Below are 23,450 nucleotides of genomic sequence, written 5' to 3' on the forward strand. Positions count from 1 at the left end.
CGGCGGCGCGGCGCCTCGACCCGGTATCCCGAAGACCGCGGCGCCCACGGGGCCGCGGCCAGAGGACTAGGCGTTGCGGCGCCGCTCCCGCAACATGAAGAGGTAGAGGCCCTCGACCTTCTCGCGAGCCCACGGCGTCTTGCGCAGGAACTTCAGGCTGGACTTGATACTGGGCTCGAAGGCGAAGCAGCGCAGCGGGATGCGGTCGTCGAGGCCCTCCCAGCCGTACTCCTCCACCAGCGCGGTGACGATGGCCTCCAGGGTCATCCCGTGCAGCGGGTTGCGGGGTTGGGCGGGAGGCGGCGGGACGGCGTCGGTCATCCGCGGATTGTCGCCGCCCTGCCCTCAGGCCTTCTGCAGGGCGAGCAGGTAGTTCACCCCCATCCAGCCGTTGAGGCTGAAGCTCCTGGCCGTCGGGTGATAACGCAGCCCCTTCTGGTCGCGCAGGACCAGCCCCGCCGACGCGGCCATCGCCTTGAGCTCCCGGGGTCGGATGAACTTCGCGAAGTCATGCGAGCCCCGCGGTAGCACCTTCAACACGCGCTCGGCGCCGACGATGGCGACCAGCCAACTGAGCGGCGACCGGTTGATGGTGGAGAAGAACACCCATCCGCCTGGCTTCACCAGCGTCGCGCAGGCGGCCACCACCTGCGCCGGATCGGGCACGTGCTCGAGCATCTCCATGCAGGTCACCACGTCGAAAGCGCCGGGCGCTTCGCGGGCCAGGTCCTCGGCCGCGATGTGGCGATAGGCGACGCGGGCCTGGCTCCGCGCCGCGTGGATCGTGGCCACCTTCAGGCCCTTGTCCGCCAGGTCGATGCCCAGCACGTCGGCGCCGCGATGCGCCATCGACTCGGCCAGGATGCCGCCGCCGCAGCCGACGTCCAGGACACGCTGGCCCCGCAGCGAGACCAGTTGGTCGATCCAGTCGAGGCGATGCGGATTGATCGCGTGCAGCGGCCAGAACTCCGACCCGGCGTCCCACCAGCGGGCGGACAGCGCCTGGAACTTGTCGAGTTCGGCGGCATCGAAATTGGTGTGCGTGGTCATGTCGTTTCCTTGTCTCGAGTGAATCACCAGCGACCCTGGCGACGGTTCCAGCGATAGAGCAGCCGGGCGAAGGCGATGTAGGCCCAGGAGGTCAGGCGTCGCAGGCCGGGCAGGCCCAGCGGCTTGAGCAGCCATCCCCAGCGCGGCTGCAACGACCAGGTGGTGAGGAGCGCGTCCGCGCCGATTTGCAGCTGGCCCTTGGTATCGACGAGGTGCAGCCGTTCGCGCACGTCTTCCAGTTCGAGCCCCAGCGCGGCCAGGCGCTCGGGGTGGCGATGCACGTCCACCCATTCGACGTCGTCCTCGGCGATGCGCGCCTTCATGGCGCACACGCCGGCATCGCAGACGGGACAGGCGCTGTTGTAGTAGACGGTGTGATGCGGGGCGGCCGTCTCGGCGGCGGGGGGCCCGGAGGGACTCGGATCGGCGGACATGCGGACTCCTGATGTGGAACGGAGCATACAGCATGATTAGCTAAATGGCTAACTAGCTAATTAGCAGATTCGCTTCAGGCGATCTAAGATGCGGGGATGGACAAGATCTTCGAAGCACTGGCCTCGACACCGCGGCGCATGATCCTGGCGTATCTCTCCGAGACGGAGCTCTCGGCGGGCGACATCGCGAGCCGCTTCGAGATGACGAAGCCGTCGCTGTCCAAGCACCTGAAGATCCTGGAGGGCGCCGGCCTGGTGAAGGCCGAGAAGCGCGGCCAGTTCGTCTTCTACAGCCTGCAGCGGGAGAGCCTGGCCAACACGCTGACCGGCTTCGTGCAGCAGGTCTGCCCGGTGTCGACGAAGCTGCGCAAGGAAAGCAAGGGGATCGCCGCGGCCAAGACCTCGCGGGCCCGCTGAGGTCGGCGCCCTCGGCGCACCCTTCAGCCCCGCGTCGCCGGCTTGCGCTTCACGGCCGATGGCTGAGGCGTGACGACCTCCTCCGCGAAGCGTTTGCGGTAGTCGTTCGGAGCCACGCCGACCCGGCGCAGGAACGCGCGCCGGAATCCATCGGCATTCGCATAACCGACGAGATCCGCCAGACGCTTCAGCGGCACGGCGGAGTCCTCCAGCAATCGACGCGCAGCATCCACGCGCGCGGACTCGACGAAATCGGCGGGCGTCACCCCGGTGTCCGCGCGGAACACGCGCGAGAAGTTGCGGTCGCTCATGCCCGCGCGAGCGGCCAGCGCGGGCACCGACAGGTCGGCGCGCAGGTTGGCCAGCACGTGGTCCTGCAGGTCCCGGATGCCGGAGCGCTGCGCCGTCTGCGCCGCCAGGTGCGCGCTGAACTGGGACTGCCCGCCCGGGCGCTTGAGGAACATCACCAGCTCGCGCGCCACGCGCAGCGCCAGGTCGCGGCCGTGGTCTTCCTCGACCATCGCCAACGCCAGGTCCATGCAGGCCGTCACGCCGGCGGAGGTGTAGGTATTGCCGTCCTTGACGTAGATGCTGTCGGGGTCGACCTGCGCCTGCGGGTACTCCCGCGCCAGCCGGTCGGCGGAATTCCAATGCGTCGTGACGCGCTTGCCGTCGAGCAGGCCGGCGGCCGCCATCACGAAGGCCCCGCTGCACACCGAGCCGATGCGCCGGACGGTTTTCGCCTGCCGCCGCAACCAGGCGCTCAGTTCAGGATTTCCCGTGATCGCCTCCGCGTGCGGACTGCCGGCCACCAGCAGCGTGTCCAGGGTCCCGCGGTGCGTGGCCACCGTGGCATCGGCCATCAGCCGCAAGCCGCTGCTGCACTTGAGCGCGCCCTCCTCCGTGCCGATGACCTGCACCCGATAGGCGCGCGGGTCGCCGAGCTGGCGTGCCGCTTCGGCGAAGACGTCGGCCGGGCCGGCGACATCGAGCAACTGCACGCGGGGGAAGGCGAGGATGGCGATCTTCATTGGCTGGGTTGGCTGGGGATTTGGCGGAATACGTCGTCCATGGGCGGGGCGCTTTGTCGGCACGTGGCCGAAAATATCCATACCGTCAAATTCAGCCAATCGGGGTCAATCATGGAACACGCCACGACCATCGTCAATCCGCAGCCCGCGTCAAACCCGTCGCGAGGCGGCACCGCGTCCATCCGGAACCTTCCGGTGAACCTCTTCGGCTCGGTGATGGGCCTGTCGGGCCTGGCGATGGCCTGGCGCCTCGCACCCGCGACCTTCGGCGTCAGTCCCTGGGTCGGGGAAGCCATCGGCGCGCTGGCGGTGGGCGTCTTTCTGCTGCTCGCGGCCGGCTACCTGGCCAAGTTCGCCAAGCACCGCGACGCCGTGCTCGACGAGTTCCGCCACCCCGTGGCCGGGAACTTCTTCGGCACCATCGCGATCGCGATCCTGCTGCTCTCCGCCGTGATCGGCCCCTACAGCGAAGCGCTGGGCCAGTGGATCTGGACGGTCGGCACGATCGTCACGTTCGCCTTGAGCGTCGTGGTGGTGGGTCGACTGCTCAACGGCCAGGTGAGCACGGCCCTCGCGGTGCCGGCCTGGCTCATTCCCGGCGTCGCCACCCTGGACATCGCCGTCACCGGCGGGCGGATGCCGATGGCGTGGGCCGCGGAAGTGAACCTGGCGGCCCTGGCGGTGGGCACCGTGATGGCGCTGGTGCTCTATGTCCTGATCCTCAGCCGCCTGGTGCACCAGGAGCCCCTGGCCAAGGGCATGGTGCCGACGCTGGTGGTGCTGGTGGCGCCCTTCGCGGTGGGTTTCCTGGCGTACGGCAATGTGTTCGGCATCGACCGGTTCGGCGCGCTGCTCTTCTACTTCGGCCTGTTCGTCTTCATCGTGGTGGCGCCGAAGGTATTCCGGCGCGAGGTGCCGTTCGCGCCGAGCTGGTGGGCCATCAGTTTCCCGATGGCGGCGCTGAGCAATGCGGCGCTGAAATACGCGGCGACGCAGGACGCGCCGGCGCTGAAGGCGGTGGCCCTGGTGTTGCTCGTGATCCTGACCGTCGCCGTGGCGATGCTGGGCTGGCGCACGGCGCGCATCGCGCTGAACGGCAAATTGCTGTCCGCTTGACGTCGCAACTGGAGCCGTCTCCTGGGCCATGCTGAATGCGCTGAGCGCAGGCGCGGAAATCATCCGAAAGGAACTCGCGGCCTGAATCCGGGGTATCGGAAATGCAAAACGCCCGGCTGGCCGGGCGGTTCATATGCGCTGAGGTCCGCTCAAGTTTCCCGCGCCACGCAGACGCGCGAGGTCGACAATGCGGGCACTTTCCTTCGACCTTGCGCTTCATGCTGACTTGGCAACTCGAGGACCCCACGGACATCGCGGCGGCCAACAAATACGCCTTCTACAAGCCGTCGCCGGAGGTTCTCTCCAAGGTCGCGGTCGGCGAAGTCGTGAAGCTGATTTTCCGAGGGGAAGGTGCCGACGCGAACGAGGTGCATGTCGAGCGCATGTGGGTGATCGTGGATGCCATCCATCCTGCCAATCGCTTCGAGGGTCGACTGGACAACGACCCTTACGAGATTCGCGGCCTGCAAGCTGGCGATCCGGTGAGCTTCGAGGCGCGGCACATCATCGATACCGCGCACCACGACCCCCACGACCTCACTGCCAAGTACGTCAAGCGCGCCTTCGTCACTCATCGAATTCTTCGCGACGGGAAGGCCATCCGTTTCCTCTATCGCGAGGCGCCGGACGACGAGCAGGACAGCGGTTGGCGATTCACCGCTGGCGACGAGACCGACGAGTACATGGACGACGCGAACAACATCGGCTACGTGTCTCTCGGAATCGTGCTGTCGAAGGATGATTCGGTGCTTCACCTCCTGGACGAGGGTGAGGGTTCCGCGTTCAAGCGCGATGAGGCATCGGGGTGCTTCGTTCCGGATTTGCGCGGCTGAGTTTTCTCGCGCGGTTTCTGATCTGAGGCGCGCGTCAGAAATGCAAAACGCCCGGCAAGCCGGGCGTTCTGTTTGGAGCGATCGAATCGATCAGCGAGCGGCAACCCCTTCGGTCATCGCGCCCTTGCCTTCCTTGGCGGCGAATTTCTGAACCAGCGCGGCGTACTTCGGCGAGGCCTTCAGCTCGGCATACCGAGCTTCAGCCTTGGCGCGTTGGCCAACGTTCAGCGCGAAGTCTTCGGTGCGGTCCGCCGCGGCTAGGCCGGACTCGCGATAGATCTCCAAGTCGGCCAGCACTTCAGCGCGGGACTTCTGGCTCGCGGTGATCGGGTCGAGGTGGCTGTAGCTCTGCGCGAAGGCCGACGAGCCCACGGCGGAAACAGCGATCAGGGCGGCGGCGATCAGGGTCTTGGTGGCGGTCATGATGGGTTCCCTTGAGAGAGCGGTTGAGGTCGGTGTCTGGTGTCGAGGGCGGTTTCGTTTGCCCATGTCGAAACAATAGACGTCGACCTCATCCGCATAAATGCAGCCACCGCGAATGCGCCGTTGCTGGCGGAACCACAATCAGGGAATCCCTCGCGGATCCGCTTCGGAACGATTGCGGTCGTTCATCAGAACGGTGCCGATGGACCGCTCTCGGCCAGGAGTGGCCGGTCAACGAGGACTGCTTTGCTCCAGTTCAGCGCTTCTTTCTGGTTTGCTGATCTCATGCTCAAATCCCGACCCAAATGAAAGACCGCATCAACTTCGTCGACGAGATTCTTGGCTTCATGTTCGAGCAAGGATTTGCTCGCAAATTCGAAGAGGTTGGGTCTCCCCCGAACGACCTCGATGTATGGTTTCGGAATGCACAGGTCTTCAGAACAGTGACAACCGAGAGGATGATCTCTAACGAGCAGCGTATTCGCCTCTTGGTACTCATTGAGGCGATCCGCCTCGACGCTATGTACGGAGCGTTGCCTGGCGAACCGCAGGAGTTTGATCTGACCGCTTACGAGTTCTCAGAGGATCTGCTGCTCTACAAGGAGCGAGTGATTGAGGAGGTCTTGCGTCAAGAATCAGTCCGTTCGTCAAAGATTGACCCGTACCCGTCGGAAGGTACGCCACGCCATTGACTTGATGACCACACTCGTCACGCCGAATATCACCATCGTTTGTCTGCTGCTGGTTAACAGTGGACATCGACGAGCGGCTGGTTTCGAGTAGGCGATCTGCAGGTGTTTGAGGACGCGCCTTAGGTCCGGCTCCAGCCTGAAGCGGCGGCAGCATCGCAGCGAGAGCGGCCCTGCCCTCGCTTGTCGAAAGCTCAATACTGTCAGCTCGAGCGCTCTCTATGATCGAGGCATCAGCGTAGTTTGAGGTGTTGATGGCAGTTAGAAAGGTTGATCTTCCGCTCCTCAACGCATGGCTGTCCGCGCGGTCAATTGCGCGGCATCTGCCCCTACCGGTTTTCGATCACGGAGGACTGCGCGTCGATGTCAACTCGGAATCGGAGACCTCGCGGTGGGTGTTCACCGAGGTTGGATGCGGACTTCGACAATTGGCGCGAGCCATCGACCGACCACGCTACTTCCTCAAACTTTGTGGCACGTCCGCTGACCTGAGAGCTGCGCTGCCGGCAGGTTGGGAGATTCAGTCCCCTGGATACTTCATGCATGCGGACAAGCAGATGCCTGTGCGATCTCTGCCGTTGGGATATAGCGTCAAAGTCGTCCGCGAAGACTCTGTGCTGCGCGCCCGGATCACGACGCGGACGGGTGAGCTCGCCGCCAGCGGCTATGCCGTCGAAACGTCGGAGGTGTTCATCTACGATCGAATCGTGACCGAGGCGAAACATCGCCGTCGAGGGCTAGGGGCGTGTCTGATGCAGTCGCTCCAGGGCGCGCGGAAGAATGTCGCCATACCCGAACTGCTCGTTGCAACTGAAGATGGCAGAGCCCTCTATTTGACGCTCGGTTGGGAGACCGTTTCCCCTTACACCACGGCGACGATTGCGCCGTAGCTACCACGGGAACGTCGGCATCGAGCGTTTTCCATCGCGGTCCGCTGGCGGCGTGGGGTCCAAGCAGCGACCGAAGTCGAGTGAGCCGACTTCCGCTCCCAGCCTGAAGCGGCTGCCTCAAACGCAAAACGCCCGTCAAGCCGGGCGTTTTGTTTGCAGCGATCGAATCGATCAGCGGGCGGCAACCCCTTCGGTCATCGCGCCCTTGCCTTCCTTGGCTGCGAATTTCTGAACCAGCGCCGCGTACCTCGGCGAGGCCTTCAGCTCGGCATACCGGGCTTCGGCCTTGACGCGCTGATTGATCTCGAGCGACGAATCTTCCGTGCGATCCACCGCGGCCAGGCCGGACTCGCGATAGATCTCCAGATCAGCCAGCACTTCGGCGCGGGACTTCTGGCTCGGGGTGATCGGGTCCAGGTGGCTGTAGCTCTGCGCGAAGGTCGACGTGCCCACGGCGGAAACAGCGATCAGGGCGGCGGCGATCAGGGTCTTGGTGGCGGTCATGATGGGTGCCTTTGAGAGAGCGGTTGAGGTCGGTGTCTGGTGTCGAGGGCGGTGTCGTTTGCCCATGTCGGAACAATAGATGTCGACCTCATCCGCATAAATGGGCCGCCAGCGAATGCGCTGTTCCCAGAGAATCAACAATCCAAGCACCGAGCGCCGCTTCACCAGAATCGACGTCTCTTCAATCGAATGGCACCCATGCGAAATGCAAGAACGCCCGGCACGCAGGTCGATCTGGAATCGAAGGAATGCTGCCCATGAGCGTCACATCACCGATCACTCCATGGCCTCTCACACGCCTCGACGGCGCGTTCATCACGGGATGGTCGGGACTGGAGATGGCGCTCGATGGCGGAAATGCCGTGGTGACGGACGAGACTGCGGTCACCGGTTTCTTCGGCGATACCCCGGTCGTCTGGGAGCATCCAGACGTCCCGTACCGACAGTTCGTGAGCCTTGAAATCGAAGTGGACTCCGGAGTTCGCTTTCAGCTGTTTGGCGACGATTCGATCGACGGGTCGAGCGGCTTGCTCCTCATGGAGGTGGTCCGTGAGCCGGTCCGTATCCCGGAAACGGTTGGCGAGATTTATCGGACTCGGACTTTGGGCTGCCTGCCGACAGGGACGGCAACGCTCACCGTGCTTGGGCAGAGCACGACCGGGGCCATCACGGATGTTGCGTTGAACTTCGAGGGGCAGGTATTGCGCCTGATAGCCGGCGAGGTACATCCACGCCAGGATGGCACCTTCCACATCGCGATTCCAGACGAGTCGGTACTTGTTCAACTGAATGGTGCACGACCCGACCCCGCCAGTTGATTCGAGGCGGCCGGATGCTGGGCAGTGGCTTTCTTGGATCTCTGTAAGAACACCTTCGATCGCGAGCTTCGCGACGCATGGATAACTGAACCCTGGGGGGAACATGGGACTGGCTTTGCAAGTTGGCGGTTTCGACGACGAGGACCAGGAGATCTTCGATCCGCTGTCCGCGGCGTTGGTCGAAGCAGGACTTCCGCCGTATGAGGAACCGCGAAGTCCTGGCGCCGAGGCGGTTTATTCCTGCGGCATGTGGGGCTACTCCGGCCTGCACACGCTGAGGAGAGTGGCGGCCTATCTTGGCGAGGGCTTGCCAATTCCCGGACCTTCTCGAGAGCATGCGGCTTCCGACCCCGTCCTGGAGGGCTTCTACGACCTGATGGCCCCGGGATTCGAGCATCTGGTGCTGCACAGCGACTGCGAAGGCTTCTACGCGCCGATCCGCTTTGAAGAAGTCATTTTCCCAAGCGACGAACTCAAGGTTCCGGGTGGCATGGTGGGATCCGCCGTGAAACTGCTGGAAGAGTGCCTGCGCCTGGCCCAGTGGTTGGAACTGCCGACAGACATCGACGCTGAAGGCGACGAAGTCTGGGCGGCGGCGGAAACGCCGGTGACCGAAGGTCCGAAGTGGAAACGTTATGGCGTGGAATCCTTCACCTGCATCCGGCTTATTCGAGCCTGCGAGGCCTCCATCAAGAGCGGCGCGGCGCTGGTGTTCTGCTGAAGTCGTTGACGCAAAGGGGGAACGCAAAACGCCCGGCAAGCCGGGCGTTCTGTTTGGGGCGATCGAATCGATCAGCGGGCGGCGACGCCTTCGGTCACGGCGCCCTTGCCTTCCTTGGCGGCGAATTTCTGAACCAGCGCCGCGTACTTCGGCGAGGCCTTCAGCTCGGCATACCGCGCTTCGGCCTTGGCGCGTTGGCCAACGTTCAGCGCGAAGTCTTCGGTGCGGTCCGCCGCCGCCAGGCCGGATTCGCGATAGATCTCCAGATCAGCCAGCACTTCAGCGCGGGACTTCTGGCTCGCGGTGATCGGGTCGAGGTGGCTGTAGCTCTGCGCGAAGGCCGACGAGCCCACGGCGGAAACAGCGATCAGGGCGGCGGCGATCAGGGTCTTGGTGGCGGTCATGATGGGTTCCCTTGAGAGAGCGGTTGAGGTCGGTGTCTGGTGTCGAGGGCGGTTTCGTTTGCCCATGTCGAAACAATAGACGTCGACCTCATCCGCATAAATGCAGCCACCGCGAATGCGCCGTTGCTGGCGGAACCACAATCAGGGAATCCCTCGCGGATCCGCTTCGGAACGATTGCGGTCGTTCATCAGAACGGTGCCGATGGACCGCTCTCGGCCAGGAGTGGCCGGTCAACGAGGACTGCTTTGCTCCAGTTCAGCGCTTCTTTCTGGTTTGCTGATCTCATGCTCAAATCCCGACCCAAATGAAAGACCGCATCAACTTCGTCGACGAGATTCTTGGCTTCATGTTCGAGCAAGGATTTGCTCGCAAATTCGAAGAGGTTGGGTCTCCCCCGAACGACCTCGATGTATGGTTTCGGAATGCACAGGTCTTCAGAACAGTGACAACCGAGAGGATGATCTCTAACGAGCAGCGTATTCGCCTCTTGGTACTCATTGAGGCGATCCGCCTCGACGCTATGTACGGAGCGTTGCCTGGCGAACCGCAGGAGTTTGATCTGACCGCTTACGAGTTCTCAGAGGATCTGCTGCTCTACAAGGAGCGAGTGATTGAGGAGGTCTTGCGTCAAGAATCAGTCCGTTCGTCAAAGATTGACCCGTACCCGTCGGAAGGTACGCCACGCCATTGACTTGATGACCACACTCGTCACGCCGAATATCACCATCGTTTGTCTGCTGCTGGTTAACAGTGGACATCGACGAGCGGCTGGTTTCGAGTAGGCGATCTGCAGGTGTTTGAGGACGCGCCTTAGGTCCGGCTCCAGCCTGAAGCGGCGGCAGCATCGCAGCGAGAGCGGCCCTGCCCTCGCTTGTCGAAAGCTCAATACTGTCAGCTCGAGCGCTCTCTATGATCGAGGCATCAGCGTAGTTTGAGGTGTTGATGGCAGTTAGAAAGGTTGATCTTCCGCTCCTCAACGCATGGCTGTCCGCGCGGTCAATTGCGCGGCATCTGCCCCTACCGGTTTTCGATCACGGAGGACTGCGCGTCGATGTCAACTCGGAATCGGAGACCTCGCGGTGGGTGTTCACCGAGGTTGGATGCGGACTTCGACAATTGGCGCGAGCCATCGACCGACCACGCTACTTCCTCAAACTTTGTGGCACGTCCGCTGACCTGAGAGCTGCGCTGCCGGCAGGTTGGGAGATTCAGTCCCCTGGATACTTCATGCATGCGGACAAGCAGATGCCTGTGCGATCTCTGCCGTTGGGATATAGCGTCAAAGTCGTCCGCGAAGACTCTGTGCTGCGCGCCCGGATCACGACGCGGACGGGTGAGCTCGCCGCCAGCGGCTATGCCGTCGAAACGTCGGAGGTGTTCATCTACGATCGAATCGTGACCGAGGCGAAACATCGCCGTCGAGGGCTAGGGGCGTGTCTGATGCAGTCGCTCCAGGGCGCGCGGAAGAATGTCGCCATACCCGAACTGCTCGTTGCAACTGAAGATGGCAGAGCCCTCTATTTGACGCTCGGTTGGGAGACCGTTTCCCCTTACACCACGGCGACGATTGCGCCGTAGCTACCACGGGAACGTCGGCATCGAGCGTTTTCCATCGCGGTCCGCTGGCGGCGTGGGGTCCAAGCAGCGACCGAAGTCGAGTGAGCCGACTTCCGCTCCCAGCCTGAAGCGGCTGCCTCAAACGCAAAACGCCCGTCAAGCCGGGCGTTTTGTTTGCAGCGATCGAATCGATCAGCGGGCGGCAACCCCTTCGGTCATCGCGCCCTTGCCTTCCTTGGCTGCGAATTTCTGAACCAGCGCCGCGTACCTCGGCGAGGCCTTCAGCTCGGCATACCGGGCTTCGGCCTTGACGCGCTGATTGATCTCGAGCGACGAATCTTCCGTGCGATCCACCGCGGCCAGGCCGGACTCGCGATAGATCTCCAGATCAGCCAGCACTTCGGCGCGGGACTTCTGGCTCGGGGTGATCGGGTCCAGGTGGCTGTAGCTCTGCGCGAAGGTCGACGTGCCCACGGCGGAAACAGCGATCAGGGCGGCGGCGATCAGGGTCTTGGTGGCGGTCATGATGGGTGCCTTTGAGAGAGCGGTTGAGGTCGGTGTCTGGTGTCGAGGGCGGTGTCGTTTGCCCATGTCGGAACAATAGATGTCGACCTCATCCGCATAAATGGGCCGCCAGCGAATGCGCTGTTCCCAGAGAATCAACAATCCAAGCACCGAGCGCCGCTTCACCAGAATCGACGTCTCTTCAATCGAATGGCACCCATGCGAAATGCAAGAACGCCCGGCACGCAGGTCGATCTGGAATCGAAGGAATGCTGCCCATGAGCGTCACATCACCGATCACTCCATGGCCTCTCACACGCCTCGACGGCGCGTTCATCACGGGATGGTCGGGACTGGAGATGGCGCTCGATGGCGGAAATGCCGTGGTGACGGACGAGACTGCGGTCACCGGTTTCTTCGGCGATACCCCGGTCGTCTGGGAGCATCCAGACGTCCCGTACCGACAGTTCGTGAGCCTTGAAATCGAAGTGGACTCCGGAGTTCGCTTTCAGCTGTTTGGCGACGATTCGATCGACGGGTCGAGCGGCTTGCTCCTCATGGAGGTGGTCCGTGAGCCGGTCCGTATCCCGGAAACGGTTGGCGAGATTTATCGGACTCGGACTTTGGGCTGCCTGCCGACAGGGACGGCAACGCTCACCGTGCTTGGGCAGAGCACGACCGGGGCCATCACGGATGTTGCGTTGAACTTCGAGGGGCAGGTATTGCGCCTGATAGCCGGCGAGGTACATCCACGCCAGGATGGCACCTTCCACATCGCGATTCCAGACGAGTCGGTACTTGTTCAACTGAATGGTGCACGACCCGACCCCGCCAGTTGATTCGAGGCGGCCGGATGCTGGGCAGTGGCTTTCTTGGATCTCTGTAAGAACACCTTCGATCGCGAGCTTCGCGACGCATGGATAACTGAACCCTGGGGGGAACATGGGACTGGCTTTGCAAGTTGGCGGTTTCGACGACGAGGACCAGGAGATCTTCGATCCGCTGTCCGCGGCGTTGGTCGAAGCAGGACTTCCGCCGTATGAGGAACCGCGAAGTCCTGGCGCCGAGGCGGTTTATTCCTGCGGCATGTGGGGCTACTCCGGCCTGCACACGCTGAGGAGAGTGGCGGCCTATCTTGGCGAGGGCTTGCCAATTCCCGGACCTTCTCGAGAGCATGCGGCTTCCGACCCCGTCCTGGAGGGCTTCTACGACCTGATGGCCCCGGGATTCGAGCATCTGGTGCTGCACAGCGACTGCGAAGGCTTCTACGCGCCGATCCGCTTTGAAGAAGTCATTTTCCCAAGCGACGAACTCAAGGTTCCGGGTGGCATGGTGGGATCCGCCGTGAAACTGCTGGAAGAGTGCCTGCGCCTGGCCCAGTGGTTGGAACTGCCGACAGACATCGACGCTGAAGGCGACGAAGTCTGGGCGGCGGCGGAAACGCCGGTGACCGAAGGTCCGAAGTGGAAACGTTATGGCGTGGAATCCTTCACCTGCATCCGGCTTATTCGAGCCTGCGAGGCCTCCATCAAGAGCGGCGCGGCGCTGGTGTTCTGCTGAAGTCGTTGACGCAAAGGGGGAACGCAAAACGCCCGGCAAGCCGGGCGTTCTGTTTGGGGCGATCGAATCGATCAGCGGGCGGCGACGCCTTCGGTCACGGCGCCCTTGCCTTCCTTGGCGGCGAATTTCTGAACCAGCGCCGCGTACTTCGGCGAGGCCTTCAGCTCGGCATACCGCGCTTCGGCCTTGGCGCGTTGGCCAACGTTCAGCGCGAAGTCTTCGGTGCGGTCCGCCGCCGCCAGGCCGGATTCGCGATAGATCTCCAGATCAGCCAGCACTTCAGCGCGGGACTTCTGGCTCGCGGTGATCGGGTCGAGGTGGCTGTAGCTCTGCGCGAAGGCCGACGAGCCCACGGCGGAAACAGCGATCAGGGCGGCGGCGATCAGGGTCTTGGTGGCGGTCATGATGGGTTCCTTTGAGAGAGCGGTTGAGGTCGGTGTCTGGGTTCGTTGCCGGCTTCGTTTGCCGTTGTCGAAACAATAGACGTCGACCCCATCCGCATAAATGCAGCCACCGCGAATGCGCTGTTGCTGGCGGAACAACAATCAGGGAATCCCTCGCAGATCCGCTGCGCAGCGACAGCGGATGCCTGGCTACGATTCGAATCTCGGCTTTGAATGCATCGGATGTATCCCGCCCCTAGCGAGATCGAGCTGTCATTCATCGAGCGTGCATACGCTCGCTTGGGCAACGCCTCGCATTGGCTGGGCCCGAGCTCAGGAGGTCTGCTCACAACCCGAAGGCGCGTAGCCGAGCTCTCTCTGAATCTGAGGCGGATCGCAAGACTTCTTGTCTGCCGGTGCGGCACAGCCGGCAAGCGCGACGAGCGCTGCCAGGAGAAAAATGGATGGGTACGTCCTCATGGGTGAGCTCCTTCAAGGTCTGGTCGCGATGGGGCGTCGTACGGCAATGACTTGCCGAAGCGTGTCCGTACCGGCTTGGGCTCAGCCCAGGCCGAGCTGCTTGCGCAGGCTCTTGTCGACCGGGCCGGAGGGCATGAAGCGGCGCAGCTTGCTCAGCAGGCTGGCCTGGCCCGGGGGCGTGCGTCGCATCCGCCAGGTCCCGAACGCCGCATCGACGATGGTGAGGGCGACGACCGTCGGGTCATCGCCGCGATTGACATTGGCGGAGAACGACTGCGTAACCCGCTGGCGTTCCTTGTCGTAGGCATTGATCAACGCGGCCACGTGAGGCGAGTTGGCATCGAGGCTGGTCTTCGTGTACGAAGGCTGGACCAGGGTCACGCGGATGCCGAACTGGCGCACCTCGTGATCCAACGATTCCGACAGCCCTTCGATGGCGTGCTTGGATGCCGCGTAGAGACCCATGTAGGGTCCCGGCAGGAAACCCAGCACGGAGCTGATGTTGATGATCCTGCCCTGCCGCCGCTCTCGCATGTGCGGCAACACCGCCTGCGAGACTCTGAGAACACCCAGCACGTTGGTATCGAACAGGGCGGCCGCCTCGGCAGGCATGGTCTCCTCCACCGCACCCATCATGTTGACGCCGGCGCTGTTGACGAGGACATCGACCCGCCCAGCGCGGCTGATCACTGTCTGAACGCCAGCAAGCACCGAGGTATCGCTGCGAACGTCCATCTCGACCAGTTCGACGCCGGCGACTGGGGTGGCTTTCTGGAGGTTGCGCACGGTGCCGAAGACGCGGCTGCCGCGCGAGAGGAACTTCTTGGCTGTCGCCAGCCCAATGCCGGAGGACACGCCGGTGATCAGGACAACAGGTTGATTCGTCATGGAGATCTCGGAATGGTCAGGGGTACGAGGGCAAAGCGCCGCCCAACGCGTGCCCATGCACGCGTGACACCTCGTCTTGGGGTCGCCGCTGACGGCGCGACCAAGGCAACTCTTTGGATCGCGTCCTCGCGCGGATCGCCCTTCTTGCGGCAGCCCGTGGCCACCGCGGAAGGGATCGGTGCGCTCAGGTCAGCATCGACTGCTGGGCGAAGATGCCCGCCATCGCGCCCTGCCAAGTTGCCTGGGTGACCGAGGGCAGGAACGGTGTGGCGAGATCGCCGGCGGCGTAGACGCCGGGCATGCTGGTCTGGCGGCGTTCGTCGACCTTGAGGGCGATGCCGACGGGCGTATCGACCGTGGCAAGGCCGAGGGACGCGTGCAGGTTCGCGGAAGGTCTGTTGCGCGGATGTGCGAACAGGACGTCGATCGCGACATTACGGCGGGACTCGAGATTGACAGTGGTGATATGGCCCTCGTGATGGGCGATCTCGATGATGCGGCCATCGACGACTGGAATCTTGCGGCGCGCCAGGTCGGCCTGGATATCGGGGGCGATGTCGTGACCATCGGCGAACACCGTCAACTTGTCAGTCCAATCGAGAAACAGCCTGGCGGATTGGTGCGACTGCGGGCTGGACCAGACGAGGCCCCAATGCCGGCCGGCGACCTCGAAGCCGTCGCAATAGGGGCAGGGCACGATGGACGTGCCCCAGCTTTCGGCAAAGCCCGGCACATCGGGCATCTGGTCGGTGACGCCATAGCTCAGGATCACGCGGCGTGCCCCCAGGCTTTGGCCATCGCCGGTGAGGACAGTGAAATTGTCGATGACACCCGAGACGCTCTCGGCGCGGGCATTGACCGTTCTGATCGCGGGATACCGCTCCAGCTGCCGCCGCGCCTCGGCCAGGATGTCCAGCGGTGGCTTGTGATCGTGGCCGAGCAGTCCATGCGAGTGTCCGGCGAAGCGATTGCGCGGGAGTCCGGTATCGAGGACGGTGACCTTGCGGCCGGCCCGGCCGAGCTGCAAGGCGGCGGCGAGACCGGCAAAGCTGCCGCCAATGATGATGACGTCATCCATGGTGATGGGCTCCGTGTTGTGGATGGAAGGGGTCGGTTGGAAAGACTGCGCAGGCGCGGCGTCTGCGTGCTCAGGCATGAGACCCTCCGTCCGCAAGTCGCACGCCGAGCGCCGACGTCGCTTCCGCGGGCCCCTGTGCGGCACTGTCGCGTCGGATGCGGAACCAGGCGGCGTACAGCGCCGGGACGAAGACGAGGGTCAGCGCCGTGGCCACCAGCAGGCCGCCCATGATCGCAATGGCCATCGGCCCCCAGAAGACGCTGTGCGTGAGCGGGATCATGGCCAGCACCGCCGCCGCGGCGGTCAGCACAACCGGACGCGAGCGCCGGACCGTGGCCTCGACGATCGCGGCCCAGGGCGCGATGCCGCGGGCGATGTCCTGGTCTATCTGGTCGACCAGGATGATCGAGTTGCGCATGATCATGCCGCTCAAAGCGATCACGCCCAGCAGCGCGACGAAGCCAAAGGGTGCGTTGAAGAGCAGGAGCGCCGGCACCACGCCGATCAGCGCCAGCGGTGCCGTCATGAACACCATGAACAAGCGCGAGAAGCTCTGCAGCTGGATCATCAGCAGCGTCAGCATCACCGCGAACATCGCGGGGAACACGGCGAACAAGGCCACGTTGGCCTTGTCGCTCTCCTCGATCGCTCCGCCTTCCTCGATGCGGTAGCCCGCCGGCAAGCTGTCGATGATCGGCTGGAGCGACGGCCGGATCCTGGTCGTGGCGTCGGGACCTTGGACGCCATCGACCACGTCGCTGCGAACGGTAAGTGCCATGTCGCGGTTGCGCCGCCACAGCACCGGCTCTTCGAAGCCCGGTTCGACGCGGGCCACCTGCGACAGCGGCACGGTGTCGCCACCGCGCGTGAACAGTTGCAGGTCCCCCAACTGGCCGATGTGCTTGCGCTCTTCGGGCGACGCCCGCACCACCACGTCGATGAGTTCCTCGTCGCGACGGATCTGCGTCACCGGCGCGCCGTCCAGCACGGTCTGCACCAGACCTTGGATGTCCGCCGTGGACAGGCCCAGCAGCCGTGCCTTGTCCTGGTCGACATGGACCTGCATCGAGCGGACCTGCTCGTTCCAGTCCAGCTGCGTGTCGCGCACCAGCGCGCTCTGACGCATCGTGTCGCGCACGCGGTAGGCGATCTCGCGCACCTGCGCCTTGTCCGGGCCGATGACGCGGAATTGCACCGGGAAGCCCACCGGCGGTCCGAACTCCAGACGCGTGACCCGCGCGTTGACGTCAGGGAATGCCTCGTCCTTGTCGAACAGGGTCATGAGGCGCACGCGCACGCGTTCGCGCTGCTCGGTACCCGCCGTCTTGATGACGAACTGGGCGAATCCAGGGTTTGGCAGTTCCGGTTGGATCGACAGGTAGAAGCGCGGCGTGCCGCCACCGGTGTAGGCGGTAAAGAACTCGATGTCGGGGTCCTTCGCGAGCCGAGCCTCGAGCAGCTTCACCTGGGCGGACGTGGCGGCGAACGACGCCCCTTCGCGCAAGCGAAGGTCGACCAGCAGTTCTGGCCGCGAGGCGGTGGGGAAGAACTGCTGCTGCACCGCCAGCATGCCGGCACCGGACATGGCGAAGACCAGCACCGTGATGGCGAGCACCCAGGCCCGGCGATGCACCGCCCAGTCGACGATGCCGCGCAGCCGCCGGTAGACGGGACGGTCGTACGGGTCATGGTGGGGGCCGTGGCCGTGTCGGATGGCCAGGTTCTTCGGCAGCAGCAGCACGCCAAGGTAAGGTGTGAAAACGACCGCCACCAGCCAGGACAGGATCAGCGCCGTTCCGACGACCCAGAAGATGCCACCCGCGTACTGGCCGGCAATCGACTTCGCGAAGCCCACCGGCATGAACCCGGCTGCCGTGACCAGCGTGCCGGTCAGCATCGGAAACGCGGTGGACGTGTAGGCGTAAGTAGCCGCGCGCAGGCGGTCCCAGCCCTCCTCCAGCTTCACCACCATCATCTCGACGGCGATGATGGCGTCGTCCACCAGCAGCCCCAGCGCGATGATCAGCGCCCCGAGCGAAATGCGGTCGAGGTTCCAGCCGGCGGCGTGCATCACGGCCGCCACCAGCGCGAGCACCAGCGGCACCGATGCAGCGACCACGACGCCGGTACGCCAGCCCAGGAACAGGAAGGACACCGCCAGCACGATCGCCAGAGCCTCCAGGAAGGAGCGCTCGAACTCCCAGACCGACTCCGCCACCACGCGCGGTTGGTCGGCGTACTGCTGGATTTCGACCCCGGCCGGGATCTCTTGCTTGATCTCGACGAGCCGCTGCTGCAGCGCCTTGCCGAAGTCCAGCACATTGCCGTTCTTCTGCATGGTCACGCCGATGGCCAGCACCGGCACGCCGTTGTGACGAATGCTGAAGCTGGGCGGGTCCTCGTATCCGCCACGCACGGTCGCGATGTCCGCCATGCGCAGCACCCGGCCGCCGACTTCCAGCGTGACGTTGGCGACGTCCGCGGCGCTCTTGAGCCCACCGTCCACCCGCACGTGCACACGGTCGTGCGTGGCGTCCGCCGAACCGGCGGGCGTCACGAGGTTCTGGCGCGCCAGCGCGTCGAACACGGCCGTCGGCGGGATACCAAGGGAGGCTAGACGCCGGGTCGAGAGCTCCACGTACACCCGCTCGGCCTGCTTGCCCAGCACGTCGACCTTGGCGGCGCCAGGCACGCTCTGGAGGCGGCGCTTCACGTCCTCGGTGAGCGTCAGCAGTTCGGCCATCGACAGGTCCGGGGCGCTCAATGCATACAGCACGCTGTAACGGTCGTTGTACTCGTCGTTGAAGAACGGCCCGCGTACGCCTTCGGGGAGCTCCTGGCGCATGTCGCCGATCTTCTTGCGCACTTGGTACCACGCGTTCTCAAGTTCCTCCTTGCTGCTGCCGCCCTTCATCCATAGCGTGATGCCGCCATATCCCTGGCGCGCGAAGCTGCGCACGTAATCGAAGTGGTCCAGCTCCTGCAGGCGGCGCTCGATGCGGTTGAGCACCTGGTCCTGCACGTCCTGCGCCGTGGCGCCGGGCCAGGCGACGATGGCCGTCATCTGCGGCACGTCGAAATTCGGGTCCTCGAGCCGACCCAGTCGGCTGAAGGAGATGCTGCCGACGATGAGCGTCAGGATGATCAGGAACAGCACCATCGGCCGATGCGTGACCGCCCACTCGGAGAGATTGAAGCGTTTCATGAGCTGCTCTTGGCGACGGAGGCGGTTGCGGCATCGGGGGCCCGCTCGATGGCGCGCACGGCTGTGCCCGCATCGAGCTTCTGGGCGCCCACGCTGACGACCTTGCTGCCCGAGGCGAGGCCCGTGACCTGAACCGTGGCGTCGTCGTTGGCCACCACCTGGACCGGTGTGAAGACGAGGCCGGAACCCTTGGCGTTCACGGTCCACACGCCCGCGGGTCCGCTGCCCTTGACCAAGGCACTCACGGGCAGCAACGCGGTCGCGGGGCCCGTGTGCGGGGCCGACAGCGTCAACTGCATCGTGCTGCCCAGCGGCAGCGCTGCCACGGGCTCGCGAGAGGCGGGGGCGGCCGAGTAGCGGGCGCGGTAGGTCCGGCCTTGCGCGCTGGCCTGAGGCGAGAGCTCGCGCAGCACGAGGCGGACCTGCGATGTCGGATCGTTCCAGGCGGTCGCCGTGGCGACCAGGCTCCGTGCTCGGAGGACCCAGTCCTCGGGCAGCTCCGCGACGATCTCGCGGTCACCGTCACGGGCGAGCGACAGCACCGGTTGCCCTTCCGCAACCACCTGGCCGCGCTCGAAGCGCAGCGTCGTGACGACGCCTGCGTAAGGGGCGACCAGCGCCGCGTAGCCCTCGCGATTGCGCGCGAGCTCAAGCTGACGCTTCGCCTGGTCCAGGCGCGCTGCAGCGGCGTCGGCGCGGGCCTTCTGGCGCTCGTGGTCCGCGGCGCCGACCGATCCGTCCGCCAGCAATCGGCTGAAGCGCGCCTCGTCGGAGGCGGCCTGCTGCGCGTCGACGGAGGCGGCCTGCATCTGGTCCGCTGCGGCCTTCACCGCCAGCTGGTAGTCGGCCGGATCCAGCCGCGCCAGCACCTGGCCCGCCTTGACGCTGTCGCCGACTTCGATGAGCCGCTCGACCACTTTGCCGCCGGTCCGAAAGCCGAGTTCGGTCTCCACGCGGGCGCGAACCACCGACGTGAAGCTGCGAGTCTGTTTGGCGTTGGCCGTGGCCACGGTCGTCACGAAGACCGGCTTGACGGCGGCGCCCGGTGCCGGCCGTTCGCTGCAGGCCGTCAGCAGCAGGCCGGCGACGGCGAGGCCTGAAAGAAGGAGGGAGGAGAAGATCCTGTTCACTGAGGCATCCTTGCGGCAAGTGAAGTCATGTCGGTGTCGGGCAAGGTCGTGGGGAACCCACCGCCCAGGGCTTTGTAGAGCTGCACGTCGGCCAACGCCTGCTGCAGGCGGCTCTCGGACAGGGCCAGCTCGCTGGCCAGCACGGAGCGCTGCACGTCCAGAAGAACCAGCAGGTCAATCTGTCCTTCTCGCCGCAGCGACTCGGCACGTTGCAGCGAGCGACGACGGTGCTCGACGGTGAGCGCGAGGGCCTCGTGGCGCTGAACCTCCTGCGAGCGCACGAGCAGGCTGTCCTCGACTTCCTGGACGGCCACCAGCACCGCCTTCTGCCAGCCCAGCAAGGCCTCGTCGGCGCGCGCGGACTGCACGCGCACGCCGGCATCGATCCGACCGGCGTTGAAGACGGGCATCGCGAAGGCCAGCGCGATGTTGGAGAAATGCGCCGGCGCGAGATCGAGCGCGTTGAGCCGCAAGTCTTGGCGGCCCACCAAGGCGTTCAGGAACAGCTTGGGCCACCACTGGGCGCGGGCCTCGGCCGTGCGCAGCGCCTCGGCCCCGACACGCGCCTCGGCTGCGACCAGGTCGGGGCGGCGCCTCAGCAGCTCGCTGGGCTGGCCCGCCGCGATGGCGCGCGCCGCTGGCCAGGCGAAGCCACTGTCCGCGTCGACGACACGCGCCGACGGATTGCGGCCCAGCAAGACGGCCAGTTGGGTCTGCGTGGTGCCGACCAGCATGCGCAGCGCCGGCACCTGAGCGTCCAGTGCGTCCGCTTCGGCGCGCGCGCGGTCATGGTCGAACGCGCTGGCCTGGCCTTCGCGCAACCGGCTTTCGACCCGGCTCGCGGTGTCCCGTTGCGCCTTCGCCAGGGCCTCGACGAGGCGCAACCTCTCATCGGCGCTGCGCAGCACGAAGTAATGGCGCGCGACCTCGCTGGCGACAAGCAGGCGGGCGCCTTGCACGCCTGCCGCTGCCGCCCTGGAGTCGGCCTGCGCTGCGTCACGCGCAGCCCGAACGCCCCCGGCCAGGTCGATCTCCCAGGACACGTCGATGCCGGCGCGCAGCGCGCGCGTGTCGGGCATCCCCTGCTTCACCGGTTCAGGCAAGCCGCTGCTGCTGCGCGAGGCGGAAGCCTGCACGCCCACCGTCGGCCACAGGCGGGAAGCCTGGGCATCCGCGCCCGCCCGGGCCTGGGCGACGCGCTGGAGCGCGATGGCGATGTCCTGGTTGGCGCCCAGTGCTTCCTCCACCAGCGCGGTGAGAGCGGGATCTCCCCAGTCGGCCCACCACGCAGTGCCCGCGGCTGCGGCTGCGGCTTGCGCCTGCGTCCCATTGGCGTTGGCAAAGATCGCCGCAAGGGGCACCGAGAACGGGGGGGCCTGCACGGCTGGTGTCGAGCACGCCGACAACGCGACCCCTGCCGCGAGCGACAGGAGGCGGGTTGCCGCGGGGGCCGATCTGCGGTTGCGCCGGGAGGAGGAGGTCATGGGCCTATTCATTACTGGACTCATTGGTACAGTAATGTGGTGCAGATATAGTGAACTGTCAAGTACACTAAATTTGCCATGCCCGACCAGCCCGTTCCTGCTCCCAAGCCCCAGCGCGGGCGCCCGCGCGATCCCGAGCGCTGCAGGCGCATCCTGGAAGCGGCGCGAAGGCACTTCAACGAGCATGGCCTGGAGCGCGCCAGCGTGGATGCCATCGCCGCGGAGGCCGGTGTGTCCAAGATGACCGTCTACAGCAACTTCGGCTCCAAGGAGAGGCTGTTCCAGGCGGTCGTGCACGAGAAGACAGCGACCACCGTGACTGGCAGCGAAGGCGCTGAATCTCTGGACCCGGACCAGCCTGAGAAGGCGCTGCTGGCGATCGGTGCGCGGTTTCTTGAATTGACCCGCGGGGACGACGCCCTGGGCACGTTGCGCTCTGTCTACGGCGTCGCAGGGGCGCAGCCGGAGGTTTGCCGTGAGTTCTACAAGGACGGCCCCGAGCGATTTAACGGCGAGCTGGCGGCATACCTTCGCCGTGCCCACACGGCGGGGACGCTGAAGGTGCGCAACCCACTTCAGGCAGCGGACCTGTTCCTGTCGATGTTTCTGGGTGCGGGGCATTTCCGCGGCCTGCTGAAACTCGAGAAGCCGGCCGCCCGGGAGGACAGCGCCCTTCTACGCGAGGCTGTACGGGTATTCATGGCAGCCTACGGCGCGTAGGCCCTGAAGCGGCGGCAACATCGCAGCGGAAGCGGACATCGGTCCCTGTCAGTCTGTTTTCTCAGCAAAACGCCCGGCAAGCCGGGCGTTCTGTTTGGAGCGATCGAATCGATCAGCGGGCGGCGACGCCTTCGGTCACTGCGGCCTTGGCGCGTTGGCCGCCATTCAGCGAGAAGTCTTCGGTGCGATCGCCAGGCAATCGCCTCCAGCCCGGCCCCATCGTCGGCCGCTGACGGCCGACGATCACCTCCCATCAAATCACCTCCGGTTCACTTCACATTGACCGTGAAGTTCTTCGCGCCAAAGTTCATGCCGCCCGACGAGGACGTGATTTCAAAACCGTACTGGACGTCCCCCACGACCAGGTCGCCCATCCAGCCCAGGTTCTTCAGGTAGTTGAGGATGGCGCGCACGTCGACCGTCGTGTTGTTGGTCTTCGTGGTGCGCAGGAACGAATACACCATGTTGTTGCCGTTGTTCCCGCGGTAGACATTCCAGGTGGAGCCGCCCACCGAGACGTTGGTGTAGACCGGAATGGCGCAGCCGGCGGAGGTCCAGTTGTAGGAGATCGGCTTGACGTTGCCGCAGCCGCCCGCCGTGCCGGTGTAGTTCAGCCAGAGCATGATCTCGTGGGCGTTGTTGCCCACCCAGATGTCGTAGGTGGACTCCCACGCACCACCGGACGGCGTGGTCGCGCTGACGGTCGAGGTCAGGGTGGCCAGCGAGCTGATCGTGCGGTTCACCGTATAGCCAACGTGCGGATAGGACTTGATCCCGCCGGTGTTGGGCTGATCGGACCAGACGCCCCAGTCGGCATTGGAGTTGGCCCAGATGGTCTGAGCACCGGCGGCCAGGCCGCTGCAAGGCGACCAGACGTCGTTGTTGAAGCCGTAGCTGCCGTAGCTCCAGGTGGCGAACAGGTTGGCCGCCGAGCACGACGAGGTCGCCGGCGAGGAAGCGGCCCAGGTGGCGGCCTGCGCGCCCGAAGAGGCACAGGCCAGGGTGACAAGGGTTGCCGCGAGCAGGTGGCGATGGGTTGAATTCATGGTCTCCGTGTCCTTGTTGAGGGCGCCGTGCCATCTGCCCCGGATGGGTGGCAATCGGCGAATTAATTCGAGCGCTCAACAATT

General features: G+C 64.8%; 27 protein-coding genes. 12 read left to right on the plus strand and 15 right to left on the minus strand.

Annotated features, from left to right (window positions below):
• Positions 1 to 66 precede the first annotated feature (66 nt).
• Genes N5D62_RS11185 through N5D62_RS11195 form a run of 3 tightly spaced genes read right to left on the minus strand, consistent with a single transcriptional unit; the run spans position 67 to position 1,484 of the window.
• On the minus strand, positions 67 to 321 hold the full coding sequence (locus tag N5D62_RS11185; RefSeq protein WP_279757835.1) for a VF530 family protein: 255 nt from the start codon (positions 319 to 321) through the stop codon (positions 67 to 69).
• Between the two features lie 24 nt (positions 322 to 345).
• Positions 346 to 1,050, minus strand: a complete 705-nt coding sequence (ubiG, locus tag N5D62_RS11190; RefSeq protein ID WP_279757836.1) for a bifunctional 2-polyprenyl-6-hydroxyphenol methylase/3-demethylubiquinol 3-O-methyltransferase UbiG — start codon at positions 1,048 to 1,050, stop codon at positions 346 to 348.
• A gap of 23 nt (positions 1,051 to 1,073) precedes the next feature.
• Entirely contained in the window at positions 1,074 to 1,484 is a 411-nt protein-coding gene (locus N5D62_RS11195; protein ID WP_279757839.1) for a DUF393 domain-containing protein, read from the minus strand.
• 96 nt (positions 1,485 to 1,580) lie between these two features.
• Here N5D62_RS11195 and N5D62_RS11200 point away from each other — a divergent pair, with 96 nt between their 5' ends.
• Positions 1,581 to 1,901 carry a metalloregulator ArsR/SmtB family transcription factor gene (locus N5D62_RS11200; RefSeq protein WP_279757843.1) on the plus strand — a complete coding sequence of 107 codons (321 nt, stop codon included), beginning with the start codon at positions 1,581 to 1,583 and terminating at the stop codon, positions 1,899 to 1,901.
• Positions 1,902 to 1,924: 23 nt separating this feature from the next.
• On the opposite strand, the gene N5D62_RS11205 is transcribed toward N5D62_RS11200, so the two are convergent.
• Positions 1,925 to 2,932 (minus strand): GlxA family transcriptional regulator, encoded by a 1,008-nt coding sequence (locus N5D62_RS11205; RefSeq protein ID WP_279757845.1) that lies wholly within the window; start codon positions 2,930 to 2,932, stop codon positions 1,925 to 1,927.
• 111 nt (positions 2,933 to 3,043) lie between these two features.
• On the opposite strand from N5D62_RS11205, the gene N5D62_RS11210 reads away from it, so the two are divergent.
• Complete coding sequence (locus N5D62_RS11210) at positions 3,044 to 4,048, plus strand: SLAC1 anion channel family protein (RefSeq protein ID WP_279757884.1); 1,005 nt, start codon at positions 3,044 to 3,046, stop codon at positions 4,046 to 4,048.
• Positions 4,049 to 4,266: 218 nt separating this feature from the next.
• Entirely contained in the window at positions 4,267 to 4,881 is a 615-nt protein-coding gene (locus tag N5D62_RS11215) for a DUF2185 domain-containing protein (RefSeq protein WP_279757846.1), read from the plus strand.
• Positions 4,882 to 4,971: 90 nt separating this feature from the next.
• On the opposite strand, the gene N5D62_RS11220 is transcribed toward N5D62_RS11215, so the two are convergent.
• A complete protein-coding gene (locus N5D62_RS11220) occupies positions 4,972 to 5,304 on the minus strand; it encodes a DUF4148 domain-containing protein (protein WP_279757847.1) in 333 nt (110 codons plus the stop codon).
• A gap of 305 nt (positions 5,305 to 5,609) precedes the next feature.
• Here N5D62_RS11220 and N5D62_RS11225 point away from each other — a divergent pair, with 305 nt between their 5' ends.
• Positions 5,610 to 5,996, plus strand: a complete 387-nt coding sequence (locus N5D62_RS11225) for a hypothetical protein (RefSeq protein WP_279757849.1) — start codon at positions 5,610 to 5,612, stop codon at positions 5,994 to 5,996.
• A gap of 536 nt (positions 5,997 to 6,532) precedes the next feature.
• Positions 6,533 to 6,883, plus strand: a complete 351-nt coding sequence (locus tag N5D62_RS11230) for a GNAT family N-acetyltransferase (protein ID WP_279757852.1) — start codon at positions 6,533 to 6,535, stop codon at positions 6,881 to 6,883.
• A 171-nt stretch (positions 6,884 to 7,054) separates the two neighbouring features.
• Here the strand turns inward: N5D62_RS11230 and N5D62_RS11235 are convergent, their stop codons facing one another.
• On the minus strand, positions 7,055 to 7,387 hold the full coding sequence (locus N5D62_RS11235) for a DUF4148 domain-containing protein (protein WP_279757855.1): 333 nt from the start codon (positions 7,385 to 7,387) through the stop codon (positions 7,055 to 7,057).
• A 257-nt stretch (positions 7,388 to 7,644) separates the two neighbouring features.
• Between N5D62_RS11235 and N5D62_RS11240 the strand changes: the two genes are divergently transcribed.
• Together N5D62_RS11240 and N5D62_RS11245 are read left to right on the plus strand one after the other, a co-directional pair.
• The gene (locus tag N5D62_RS11240) at positions 7,645 to 8,205 is read left to right on the plus strand and encodes a hypothetical protein (protein WP_279757857.1); all 561 of its coding nucleotides are present in this window, start codon (positions 7,645 to 7,647) and stop codon (positions 8,203 to 8,205) included.
• 103 nt (positions 8,206 to 8,308) lie between these two features.
• Positions 8,309 to 8,926, plus strand: coding sequence for a hypothetical protein (locus tag N5D62_RS11245; RefSeq protein WP_279757859.1), 618 nt, complete (start codon positions 8,309 to 8,311; stop codon positions 8,924 to 8,926).
• Positions 8,927 to 8,997: 71 nt separating this feature from the next.
• Here N5D62_RS11245 and N5D62_RS11250 read toward each other — a convergent pair whose 3' ends face one another.
• Entirely contained in the window at positions 8,998 to 9,471 is a 474-nt protein-coding gene (locus N5D62_RS11250; RefSeq protein WP_279757860.1) for a DUF4148 domain-containing protein, read from the minus strand.
• Positions 9,472 to 9,635: 164 nt separating this feature from the next.
• Here N5D62_RS11250 and N5D62_RS11255 point away from each other — a divergent pair, with 164 nt between their 5' ends.
• Together N5D62_RS11255 and N5D62_RS11260 are read left to right on the plus strand one after the other, a co-directional pair.
• Entirely contained in the window at positions 9,636 to 10,022 is a 387-nt protein-coding gene (locus N5D62_RS11255; protein WP_279757849.1) for a hypothetical protein, read from the plus strand.
• Between the two features lie 536 nt (positions 10,023 to 10,558).
• On the plus strand, positions 10,559 to 10,909 hold the full coding sequence (locus tag N5D62_RS11260) for a GNAT family N-acetyltransferase (protein WP_279757852.1): 351 nt from the start codon (positions 10,559 to 10,561) through the stop codon (positions 10,907 to 10,909).
• Between the two features lie 171 nt (positions 10,910 to 11,080).
• Here N5D62_RS11260 and N5D62_RS11265 read toward each other — a convergent pair whose 3' ends face one another.
• The gene (locus N5D62_RS11265) at positions 11,081 to 11,413 is read right to left on the minus strand and encodes a DUF4148 domain-containing protein (RefSeq protein WP_279757855.1); all 333 of its coding nucleotides are present in this window, start codon (positions 11,411 to 11,413) and stop codon (positions 11,081 to 11,083) included.
• Between the two features lie 257 nt (positions 11,414 to 11,670).
• On the opposite strand from N5D62_RS11265, the gene N5D62_RS11270 reads away from it, so the two are divergent.
• Positions 11,671 to 12,231: a hypothetical protein gene (locus tag N5D62_RS11270; RefSeq protein WP_279757857.1), complete on the plus strand. Its 561-nt coding sequence runs from the start codon at positions 11,671 to 11,673 to the stop codon at positions 12,229 to 12,231.
• A gap of 103 nt (positions 12,232 to 12,334) precedes the next feature.
• Positions 12,335 to 12,952: a hypothetical protein gene (locus N5D62_RS11275; RefSeq protein WP_279757859.1), complete on the plus strand. Its 618-nt coding sequence runs from the start codon at positions 12,335 to 12,337 to the stop codon at positions 12,950 to 12,952.
• 71 nt (positions 12,953 to 13,023) lie between these two features.
• Here the strand turns inward: N5D62_RS11275 and N5D62_RS11280 are convergent, their stop codons facing one another.
• The 6 genes from N5D62_RS11280 to N5D62_RS11305 all read right to left on the minus strand — a co-directional run bounded on the left by N5D62_RS11280 (position 13,024) and on the right by N5D62_RS11305 (position 21,600).
• Entirely contained in the window at positions 13,024 to 13,497 is a 474-nt protein-coding gene (locus tag N5D62_RS11280; RefSeq protein WP_279757861.1) for a DUF4148 domain-containing protein, read from the minus strand.
• 399 nt (positions 13,498 to 13,896) lie between these two features.
• Positions 13,897 to 14,703, minus strand: a complete 807-nt coding sequence (locus tag N5D62_RS11285) for an oxidoreductase (protein ID WP_279757862.1) — start codon at positions 14,701 to 14,703, stop codon at positions 13,897 to 13,899.
• A 184-nt stretch (positions 14,704 to 14,887) separates the two neighbouring features.
• A complete protein-coding gene (locus N5D62_RS11290) occupies positions 14,888 to 15,781 on the minus strand; it encodes an NAD(P)/FAD-dependent oxidoreductase (RefSeq protein WP_279757863.1) in 894 nt (297 codons plus the stop codon).
• A gap of 70 nt (positions 15,782 to 15,851) precedes the next feature.
• Complete coding sequence (locus N5D62_RS11295) at positions 15,852 to 18,986, minus strand: efflux RND transporter permease subunit (protein WP_279757864.1); 3,135 nt, start codon at positions 18,984 to 18,986, stop codon at positions 15,852 to 15,854.
• The gene (locus N5D62_RS11300; protein ID WP_279757865.1) at positions 18,983 to 20,116 is read right to left on the minus strand and encodes an efflux RND transporter periplasmic adaptor subunit; all 1,134 of its coding nucleotides are present in this window, start codon (positions 20,114 to 20,116) and stop codon (positions 18,983 to 18,985) included. The genes N5D62_RS11295 and N5D62_RS11300 overlap by 4 nt, the downstream gene beginning before the upstream one ends.
• Positions 20,113 to 21,600, minus strand: a complete 1,488-nt coding sequence (locus N5D62_RS11305) for an efflux transporter outer membrane subunit (RefSeq protein WP_279757866.1) — start codon at positions 21,598 to 21,600, stop codon at positions 20,113 to 20,115. The genes N5D62_RS11300 and N5D62_RS11305 overlap by 4 nt, the downstream gene beginning before the upstream one ends.
• A gap of 78 nt (positions 21,601 to 21,678) precedes the next feature.
• Here N5D62_RS11305 and N5D62_RS11310 point away from each other — a divergent pair, with 78 nt between their 5' ends.
• Positions 21,679 to 22,320, plus strand: coding sequence for a TetR/AcrR family transcriptional regulator (locus N5D62_RS11310; protein ID WP_279757868.1), 642 nt, complete (start codon positions 21,679 to 21,681; stop codon positions 22,318 to 22,320).
• A gap of 269 nt (positions 22,321 to 22,589) precedes the next feature.
• Here the strand turns inward: N5D62_RS11310 and N5D62_RS11315 are convergent, their stop codons facing one another.
• Positions 22,590 to 23,366 (minus strand): glycosyl hydrolase, encoded by a 777-nt coding sequence (locus N5D62_RS11315; protein ID WP_279757871.1) that lies wholly within the window; start codon positions 23,364 to 23,366, stop codon positions 22,590 to 22,592.
• Between the last annotated feature and the right edge of the window lie 84 nt (positions 23,367 to 23,450).

The organism is Mitsuaria sp. GD03876, from assembly GCF_029840635.1.
Taxonomy (GTDB): Bacteria; Pseudomonadota; Gammaproteobacteria; order Burkholderiales; family Burkholderiaceae_C; genus Roseateles.